Origin of the sequence: Streptomyces sp. NRRL WC-3549 (assembly GCF_000721935.1) — a bacterium.
Lineage (GTDB): Bacteria > Actinomycetota > Actinomycetes > Streptomycetales > Streptomycetaceae > Streptomyces.
On sequence record NZ_KL585439.1, the window covers coordinates 9,888 to 19,255 of the forward strand.

The 9,368-nt window shown below is 72.2% G+C and carries 6 protein-coding genes, 2 pseudogenes and 1 riboswitch; of the genes and pseudogenes, 5 read left to right on the top strand and 3 right to left on the bottom strand.

The features are described from left to right. Positions 1–124: 124 nt before the first annotated feature. Positions 125–219: pseudogene (locus tag IH13_RS45325) on the bottom strand (5,10-methylenetetrahydrofolate reductase); the annotation flags it as partial. Between the two features lie 286 nt (positions 220–505). Further along, positions 506–633, top strand: a riboswitch (cobalamin riboswitch). Between the two features lie 213 nt (positions 634–846). Between IH13_RS45325 and IH13_RS39140 the strand changes: the two are divergent. From IH13_RS39140 to IH13_RS0132770, 5 genes and pseudogenes are all read left to right on the top strand, one after another. Continuing rightward, positions 847–1,826, top strand: a pseudogene (locus IH13_RS39140) (FecCD family ABC transporter permease). 71 nt (positions 1,827–1,897) lie between these two features. Beyond that, positions 1,898–2,659, top strand: a complete 762-nt coding sequence (locus IH13_RS0132755; RefSeq protein WP_031090198.1) for an ABC transporter ATP-binding protein — start codon at positions 1,898–1,900, stop codon at positions 2,657–2,659. An 18-nt stretch (positions 2,660–2,677) separates the two neighbouring features. Further along, positions 2,678–3,685 (top strand): ABC transporter substrate-binding protein, encoded by a 1,008-nt coding sequence (locus IH13_RS0132760; protein ID WP_031090200.1) that lies wholly within the window; start codon positions 2,678–2,680, stop codon positions 3,683–3,685. Between the two features lie 438 nt (positions 3,686–4,123). Beyond that, on the top strand, positions 4,124–5,698 hold the full coding sequence (locus IH13_RS0132765; protein ID WP_234433476.1) for an ABC transporter transmembrane domain-containing protein: 1,575 nt from the start codon (positions 4,124–4,126) through the stop codon (positions 5,696–5,698). Then, entirely contained in the window at positions 5,695–7,455 is a 1,761-nt protein-coding gene (locus IH13_RS0132770; protein WP_031090203.1) for an ABC transporter ATP-binding protein, read from the top strand. The genes IH13_RS0132765 and IH13_RS0132770 overlap by 4 nt, the downstream gene beginning before the upstream one ends. A 130-nt stretch (positions 7,456–7,585) precedes the next feature. On the opposite strand, the gene IH13_RS0132775 is transcribed toward IH13_RS0132770, so the two are convergent. Together IH13_RS0132775 and IH13_RS0132780 are read right to left on the bottom strand one after the other, a co-directional pair. Then, a complete protein-coding gene (locus tag IH13_RS0132775) occupies positions 7,586–8,272 on the bottom strand; it encodes a response regulator (protein ID WP_031090205.1) in 687 nt (228 codons plus the stop codon). Beyond that, positions 8,269–9,368: sensor histidine kinase (locus tag IH13_RS0132780; protein ID WP_158791450.1), on the bottom strand; the 1,100-nt coding region annotated here is incomplete at its 5' end. The genes IH13_RS0132775 and IH13_RS0132780, both read right to left, overlap by 4 nt.

The window sequence follows — 9,368 nt, forward strand, 5'->3', positions numbered from 1 at the left end:
CCGCCGTGAAGACCTGGACCTGCGGGGCGACCTCGGCGGGGGAAGCGGCCCGCGACGGCCGGCCCAGCAACCCGGAGAGCTCCGGCAGCGGTGAGCATAGGTACCGCGCCGAGAGTGCACTTTCGCCTTGGTCGGCGTAGTGGCCGAGGATGTTACGCAACTCGCCGACGCTGTGGTCGACCACCGTCAGGTGGGCGACGGGGTGAGGGTGGTCTCCTGAGCGATGCGGCCGGTGACGTTGAGGTGCGGCCGTTGGCGGTCGGTCGGCATCCTTCGAAGGCCGTCCTCGTGCTGGTACTCGGCTCTGACAGGGTGTTGCCTCCGGTCCGTCCGCCCGCCCGGCCGGGAGGCCTGTCCGTGAGGCCACGGCGTGCCGTACCCCGTGCTCGTGGGACGGCCACGCGTTCCACACCGCGACCGGCCCGTGTCGTGTCGTGTCGTCCGAGGACACGCGGTGTCCTGCCGGTATCCGGACACCTGACACGCCGCCGGACCGCCCCCGACTCGGGCTTGTTACGCTTCCCGTGCCTCCCGCGGGGGAAGCCGGTGAGAATCCGGCGCTGTCCCGCAACGGTGTGCGTGGCCGTACCGGCCACGCGAGTCCGATCACCCGCGGCAGGTATGCAACCCGTCAACCGCTCGCCGCGGACTGCGAGCAGGGACTGCCAGAGCCCTCCGGGCCCCTTCTGGTGCCCTGCGGTCTTCCGCAGGTGGCACCGGCCCGGAGGATGTGCGCCCACCTTGCCCCGCACCGCCGCTCCCTCTGCTCCCTCCACTCCCTCTGCTCCGGCGGACGTCTCGCGCGGACGCATACCGACCGCGCCACTGGTCGTCGGACTCGCGCTCGTGCTGGCCGTCTCGCTCGCCTGCGGGGTGGGGCTCGGAGCGACGGGGATGGGCTGGGGGCAGGTGCTGCGGCTCATGTGGGCCGGTCTCAGCGGCGGGAGTCTGGGTACCGGCGACGCGGGGGCGTACACCATCGTGTGGGAGATCCGCTTCCCGCGCGTCGTGCTCGCGGCCGTGGTCGGCGCGGGGCTCGCCGCGGTCGGTGTCGCGGTGCAGGCGCTGGTGCGGAACGCTCTGGCCGACCCCTTCGTGCTCGGTATCTCCTCGGGCGCCGCCGTCGGCGCCAACGCGGTCATCCTGTTCGGCGCGCTCGCCGGTCTCGGCGTCTGGGCGCTCTCCTTCTCCGCCTTCGTGTCGGCGCTCGCCGCGACCCTCGTCGTCTACGCGGTGGCCCGCTCCCCGCTCGGGCTCAGCCCGCTGCGGCTCGTCCTGACCGGCACGGCGCTCGCCTACGGTTTCCAGGCCGTCACCACCGTCATGGTCTTCGGCGCCGAGCGGGGCGAGGCGGCTCGCGCGGCGTTGATGTGGCTGCTCGGCAGCCTGGGCGGGGCGACGTGGCCGAAGGTGCCGCTGTGCTCGCGGGCTGGCTGTGGCTCAGGCTGCGGGCGGGCGCGCTGGACGCCCTCTCCATGGGGGACGAGACGTCGGCGGCGCTGGGCGTGCCGCCCGACCGGCTGCGGCGTGAGCTGTTCGTCGTCACGGCGGCTGTGACGGGCACGGTCGTCGCGGTGAGCGGGGCGATCGGTTTCGTCGGGCTGATGGTTCCCCATCTCGTGCGCATGCTCGTGGGCGCTTCGCACGCCCGCGTCCTCGCGGTCGCGCCGCTCACCGGAGCGGTACTGCTCGTGTGGGCCGACATCCTCTCGCGCGTGCTGCTCGCACCCACCGAGCTGCCCGTCGGCGTGGTCACGGCCGCCCTCGGCGTGCCCGCGTTCCTGCTGCTCATGCGGCGCGGCGGCCACGCGCTCACCGGCCGCTGATCGCGGGCGGCCCGCAGCACCGCCCGTACCCGTATCGCTGCCCGAATGTGCCCGAACGTGAAGGAGGAGACGTGCGGCTCGACATCGAAGGCGTTTCGGTCGAGGTGGCCGGCACCCGGCTCGTCGAGGAGGTCACGCTCGACGCGCCCGCCGGAACCTTCGTGGGACTGGTCGGGCCCAACGGCAGCGGGAAGTCGACGCTGCTGCGGTGCGTCTACCGCGCGCGACGCCCCGACACGGGAGTCGTCAAGGTCGAGAACGAGGACGTGCACCGCATGACGCCCCGGGCCGCGGCGCGCCTGCTGGCCGCGCTGCCGCAGGAGTCGGCCGCCGACTTCGACTTCACGGTCACCGAGGTCGTCGCGATGGGCCGCCTGCCGCACCGCGAGCGCACCGCCGCGGGTGACTGGCGGATCGTCCTGGGAGCCCTGGAGCAGGCGGGGGTGGCGCACCTCGCCGCCCGCGGCTTCCTGTCGCTCTCCGGCGGCGAGAAGCAGCGGGTGCTCATCGCCCGCGCGCTCACCCAGCAGCCGCGCGTCCTCGTCCTGGACGAGCCCACGAACCACCTCGACATAGCCCACCAGCTCGATGTGCTGCGCCGGGTCCGCGCCAGCGGCCCGACCGTGCTCGCCGCCCTGCACGACCTCAACCTCGCCGCCGCCCACTGCGACCGGCTGCACGTCCTTCAGGGCGGCCGCGTCGTCGCCTCGGGGCCCCCGGACGAGGTCCTGTCCCCCGTGCTGCTCGCCGAGGTCTTCGGCGTCAGGGCGCACCGGGTGCGCCACCCCGAGACCGGCGCCACCCAGTTCCTCTTCGACCCACTGGCTCCCTGACACCCCGGAAGGCCCCCTGTGCACAAGCTCCTGTCCACCGCCTCGCTCGGCCTCGCCGCCGCCCTCACGCTGACCGGCTGCGGCGCGGACGTCGCATCCGAAGACGAGAACGCCGACCCGCGGGCGGTGACCGTCACCAACTGCGGCGAGAAGGTCACCTACGACAAGCGCCCCGAGCGGGTGGTGACCAACGACATCGGCATCACCGAGCTCATGTTCGCGCTCGGCCTGGAGGACCGTATGGCGGGCTACGCCATGCCCGCCGACAAGGGCTCCGTGGACGGCCTGCCGTACAAGGACGCGTACGACAAGGTGAAGTGGCTCTCCAAGGACCGGATCACCAAGGAGACGGCCCTCTCCGCGCGCGCCGACCTCGTCTTCGCCGGCTGGGGCTACGGCTTCAACGAGAACACCCTGACGCCGGACGAACTCCACAAGGCGGGCATCGACACCTATCTGCTCTCCGAGTCCTGTCGCAACGCCGGCACCGGCACCTCGCGCGGCATCATGCCGCCGCTCGACGCGCTCTACACGGACCTGGAGAACCTCGGCAGGATCTTCGGCGTCGAGGAGCGCGCACAGAAGCTGATCAAGCAGTACAAGGCAACGGTCGCCGCCGTCCAGGCGAAGGCCCCCGAGGGCGCGGACCGGCCCTCGGTGTTCCTCTACGACAGCGGCCAGGACCAGCCCTTCACCTCGGGACGCTACGCCGCGCCCGAGCAGATCATCAGCGAGGCCGGGGGCGTCAACCTCCTGCACGACCTCAAGGACTCGTGGACGACGGTCGGCTGGGAGACGGTCGTGAAGAGGAACCCGGACGTCATCGTCATCAACGACTACGGTTCCACGAGCGCGGAGCAGAAGAAGGACTTCCTGCTCTCCTACCCGCCGCTGCGGAACGTCTCCGCGGTCAAGCACAAGCGGATCTTCACGCTGGACTACGCCGATCTCGTCGAGAGTCCGCGCAACCCCTCGGCGATCGAGCGGCTCGGCGCGTACCTGCGCGAGGGCGCCGGCGGTTCCTGAGGGCACGCCTCGCGGGGGGCCCTCCCGGCCGGTGCCCTTCGGACGGCCGAGGAGGGCGGCGGCCCGGCGGTGCAGCTTCGCGTGATCGAACGTTGACAAGCCTGCGAAGCTCCAAGAACATGAAGCGCACGTTGGCGTGTATCCGCAGCGCGACTTAGCTCCGTACGGTCAGCCTCGACTGTACGGAGCTTTCTTGTGCCCGCGCTCATACCTGTCTCTTATACACATCGTATAAGAGACAGCGCCAAGACCTATCCGAGGACGGCCGAGATGACCGACGGAACAGACCTGCCCGCACGCGAGCGCCGGGTCCCCTACCGCGATCCGGGACCACCGGACCACCGGAGCCCTCTGCGGTTCCTGTGGTGGCTGGTGACGAGGCAGCGCAGACGGGTTCTCCTCGGTGCCACGTGGGGCAGCACGTGGATGTGCGCGCTCATGCTGCCTCCGTACCTGCTGTCGAGGGCCATCGACGACGGACTCAGGGGGCGTGACACCGATGCCCTGTTCCTCTGGGTCGGTGCGGTGCTCCTCGTGGGGGCCGTGATCGCGGTCCTCGGGATCCTGCGCCACCGCACGATGACGCTCATCCGCGTGGACGCGGCCTATCGGACGGTGCAGGTGATGACCCGTCACATCACGCGTCTGGGCTCGACGTTGCCGCGCCGGGTGTCGGCGGGTGAGCTCACTCATCTTCAGGCCGGTGACATCAGCCGGATCGCGCAGACCCTGACCATCACGGGCCCCGGGATCGGCGCGGTCATCGCCTACGCGGCGACGGCCGTTCTGCTGTTCAGGATCTCCGTCGTCCTGGCGGTGGTGATCCTCCTCGGTGTCCCGGTGCTGGCGATGACGGTCGGCCCCCTGCTGGACCGCCTGCACGGTGCCGAGGGCACCTACCGGGAGGACCAGGGGGCGCTGACCGCCCTGGCCGGTGACATGGTCGAGGGGCTGAGCGTGCTGAACGGCATCGGGGGCAAGCCCGTGTTCGCCCAGCGCTACCGGGAGCGTTCACAGGCCCTGGTCCCCCTCGGCTACCGGGTGGCCTCCCTCAGCAGCTGGGTGCAGGCGCTCGCCGCCTGCCTCCCCATGGTCTTCCTCGCCGTCGTCACGTGGCTCAGTGCCCGCATGGCGGTCGGCGGTTCGATCACCGTCGGTGAACTGGTCGCGGTCTACGGATACGTGGCGGCCCTGCTGGTCCCCGTGTCGTCCCTCATCGAGGGGGCGGACGACCTGCCGCGGGGCCTCGTCTCCGCGCGGCGCGTGATCGACATCCTGGCCCTCGCCCCGAAGCCCGAGGAGCACAGGACCCGGGTGCTGCCGCCGGACACTCCCGGGGCGCTGCACGACCCCGCGTCCGGTCTGGTGGTGCGGCCCGGCACGGTGACCGCTCTGGTCGGCGCGCGGCCCGAGGAGCCCCGCGCCGTCGTGGATCGGCTGGCCGGCTACACGGGCTCCGAGGCCGCCTGGGGTGGAACGAAGCTCTCCGAGTGGGACCGCACGGCGCTGCGGCGTCACGTGCTGCTCGCCGACAACGACGCCTACCTCTTCGGCGGGCCGCTGCGTTCGGCCGTGTCCGTCCGCGACGATCACAGCGCCGAGGAGATCGGACGGGCCCTGTACGCCTCCGCCGCCGAAGACGTCGTCGACGTCCTGCCCGACGGGCTCGACACCCGGCTCGACAGCCAGGCCCGCAACGTGTCGGGCGGGCAGCGCCAGCGGCTCCGCCTGGCCAGGGCGCTGCTGGCCGATCCGGAGGTCCTCCTGCTGGTGGAACCGACGTCCGCGCTGGACGCGCACACCGAGGCGACGGTCGCCGCCCGCGTGGCCGAACACCGCAGGGGCCACACCACGCTGGTCGTCAGCACGTCGCCGCTCCTGCTCGGACACGCCCACGAGGTCGCCTACCTCGTGGACGGCGAGGTCAAGGCCACCGGCACGCACGGCGAACTCCTCCTGTCTCTTATACACATCCCTGACGTGACGGGGCCGGCGGAAGGACACACCCGATGAGCCGGTCCGACGAGACACCCCGGCTGCCGGTCGCCGACGCCCGGACGGTGCGCCGGGCCGGATGGCAGCTGCTGAAGGACGACGGACGGGCCATGGGCGGGATTCTGGTCCTCACCTGCCTGGCCGCGCTCGCCGGTGTGGCCGGGCCATGGCTCCTGGGGCGGATCGTCACCCGGGGCGAGGCGGGCGAGCTGACCGTCTCCCAGGTCGACGGCCTGGCCGCGGCGGTGCTGGGCTTCGCGGCGGCCCAACTGGTCCTGACCCGGTACGCGCGCCGTCTCTCCCACCGGTTCGGTGAGCGCGCCCTGGCCCGGCTCCGCGAGGAGGTCGTCGACCGGTCGCTCGCCCTGCCCGGGCGGATCGCGGAACAGGTGGGCACCGGCGACCTCGTCACCCGCGCGTCGGTGGACGTCTCCACCGTGGCCGCCACCCTGCGCGACGCGGCCCCGGACGTCTTCATCGCGGGTGTCCAGGCCCTGTTCATCTTCGCCGCGGTGTTCCTGCTGGACCCCCTCCTCGGGCTGTGCTCGCTGGTGGGCCTGCCGTTCGTCTGGGTCGTGACCCGCTGGTACCTGGCGCGGGCCCGGGACGCCTACCTCGCCGAGGGCGCCGCCTCCGGCCACGTCACCGAGATGTTGAACTCCACCGCGCACGGCGCCCGCACCATCGAGGCCTACGGGCTCCGCGCCCGCCAGGACTCCGCGGTCGACGACGCCATCGACACCACCTACCGTGCGGGGCTGCGGACACTCGCCCTGCGGACCGTGCTGTTCCCCGTCACCGAGTTCGCGCACGCCCTGCCCATGACGCTCATCCTCCTGGTCGGCGGCCTGGGGTACCTCCACGGGTCGGTCGCCCTCGGTACCGTGGTCGCAGGCGGCCTGTACATGTGGCAGCTGGTCGATCCCCTCGACCGTGTGCTCGGCTGGGTCGAGCAACTCCAGCGCAGCGGTGCTTCGTTCGCACGTATCAAGGGGGTCGGGACGGTGGCGCCGGAGCAGGGCCCCGCCGTACGCGCCCCCACTGACGACCGCATCGAGGTCCGCGGCGTGCGGTACTCCTACACCCGCGGGCACGAGGTGTTGAAGGACATCGACCTGTTCGTCCGGCCCGGTGAGCGGCTGGCCGTGGTCGGGCCGTCCGGAGCGGGCAAGTCCACGCTGGGCAAACTGCTGTCCGGTCTGGACACCCCGGACTCGGGCCAGGTGCTGGTCGGCGGTGTCGCCGTCGCCGACCTGGCCGCCGCCGGCGAGCTGGGCAACCGGATGGTGCTCATCACCCAGCAGCACCACGTGTTCATGGGCACGCTCCGGGACAACATGGTCATGGCGGCTCCCGATGCCGACGACAACGCCGTCCTGGCGGCCCTGAAGCTGGTCGAGGCCGACTGGTACGAGACGCTGCCGGACGGGCTCGACACCCGGCTGGGGGCGGGCGGGGTCGACTTGGAGGCATCCCAGGCCCAACAGCTCACCCTCGCCCGTGTGCAGCTCGCCGATCCGCACACGCTGATACTCGACGAAGCCACGTCGCTGCTGGACCCGGCGACGGCCCGGCAGGCCGAGCGGGCCATGGCGGCGGTGCGGTCGGACCGTACCGTCATCGCCATCGCACACCGTCTGCAGACGGCGCATGACGCGGACCGTGTCGCCGTCATGGAGTCCGGCCGCATCGTCGAACTGGGCACGCACGACGAGCTCGTGGCCGCCGAGGGGCCGTACGCGGCCCTCTGGCGTTCGTGGAACGGAAAGGGCTGAGCCTTCTTCGACGGAACGCCCCCGGGACCGGGCGAGTTCCAGGGGCGTTTCCGCGCACGGCCCGCGGCGGCCCGGGCCGGGCCACGTCCTGGGCCTCCCGGGCGCCCGGGGTCGGACCGGCACACCGGCTTCAGGAGGCGCCCGCCCACGAGTAGAGGTGTTCCGGGCGGCCCGTGTCGCCGTACTTCAGGGTGAGCCTGACCTGTCCGACCCCCTCGAGGTACTTCAGGTAGCGCTGGGCGGTGGACCGGCTGACTCCGGTCCGGGCCGCGACCTCGTGCGCCGAGAGCGGCAGCGCACTACGGGTCAGGGCCTCGCGGACCAGGCCGACGGTGGCCGTCGAGTGGCCCTTGGGCAGTGCGGGCCGGGGCGGCTCCGCCGCCTTGAACGCGCTGAAGATCCGGTCGATCTGGTCCTGTCCCGCTTCCCTGGCCGTCTCGTCGAGTGAGCGGCGCAGGGCCGCGTAGCCTTCGAGCCGTGCGCGCAGGCCCGAGAAGGTGAACGGCTTGACCAGGTAGTGCAGCGCCCCGTACCGCTGCGCCATCTGCACGGTCGCCAGGTCGCGGGCGGCCGTCACCATGATCACGTCCGCGTGGTGACCGAGCTGCCGCAACCGGCGGATCAGGGTCACCCCCGTCTCGTCCGGCAGGTAGTGGTCGAGCAGGACGAGATCCACCTTGGTGCGCTCCAGGCTGAGCAGCGTCTGGGCCGCGTTGTGCGCGCGGCCCACCACGGTGAATCCGGGGACCCGGGCCACGTAGGCGGAGTTGATCTCGGCCACGTGGAAGTCGTCGTCCACGACCAGGACGTTGATCACCGGGTACCACCGGCCGTGCTGAGCGCGGCGCCGGGGAGTTCCGCCGCCTCGGGAGTCGGCATGATCATTTCCGGCAGGGTCACGAGGAACACGGCGCCGCCTCCCGGGCGGGCGGTCACCCTCGCCGTACCGCCGTAGCGCTCGGCCAGCCGGCGGACCAGGGAGAGCCCGATACCCCGGCCGTGCGGGAGGGGGCCGCGGGCAGGGGCCGTCTGCGGATGAGAACCGGTGCGGGCCGGGGACTTGGTGCTGTACCCCTCGGTGAAGACGGCCTCGCGTGCCGCCGGCGGAATCCCGGGGCCGGTGTCGGAGACGTGGAGCAGCACGGTGGTGCCCTCGGCCCGCAGCTCCACCTCCACGAAGGGGCCGGCGCCGCGCTTCTCGGCCGCGGCGTCGAGCGCGTTGTCGATGAGGTTGCCCAGTACCGTCACCAGGTCGCGTGGGGCGACGAGCCGGTCGGGGAGCCGGGTGCGGGCGCAGACACGCAGCTCGACCGCTCGTTCCGCGGCGACCACGGCCTTGCCGACGAGGAGCGCGGAGACCAGGGGGTCGTGGACCCGCTCGGCGATCTCCTCCGCCGAGCTGCGGTGGTCTCCCACGGCGTGCGTGACGAAGGCGGCCGCCTGTTCGTATCTGCGCAGCTCCAGCAGCCCCAGCACCGTGTGCAGCCGGTTGGCGTGCTCGTGCCCCTGGGCGCGCAGGGCCTCCAGGAGCCCCTGGGTGCTGTCGAGCTCGCGTCCGAGGAGTTCCACCTCGGTGCGGTCGCGCAGGGACACGACGGCGCCGCCGTCGGCGGTCGGCATCCGGTTGACCACCAGCACGCGGCCACCGCTCACGGTCAGGAGGTCGGCGCCCTCGACCCGGCCGGCCAGTACGTCGGCGGTACGGCCGGCCGGCATGACCGCGTCGAGGTCGTCATCGGTCATGTCGGTGTCCAGTCCGAGCAGCCGGGCCGCCTCGTCGTTGACGAGCCGGATCCGGCCGCGGGGATCGAAGGCGATCACGCCCTCGCGTATGCCGTGCAGCATCGCCTCCCGTTCGTCGAGCAGCGCCGAGATGTCCGAGAAGGCGATGCCGTGGGTGCGGCGGGGGCGGG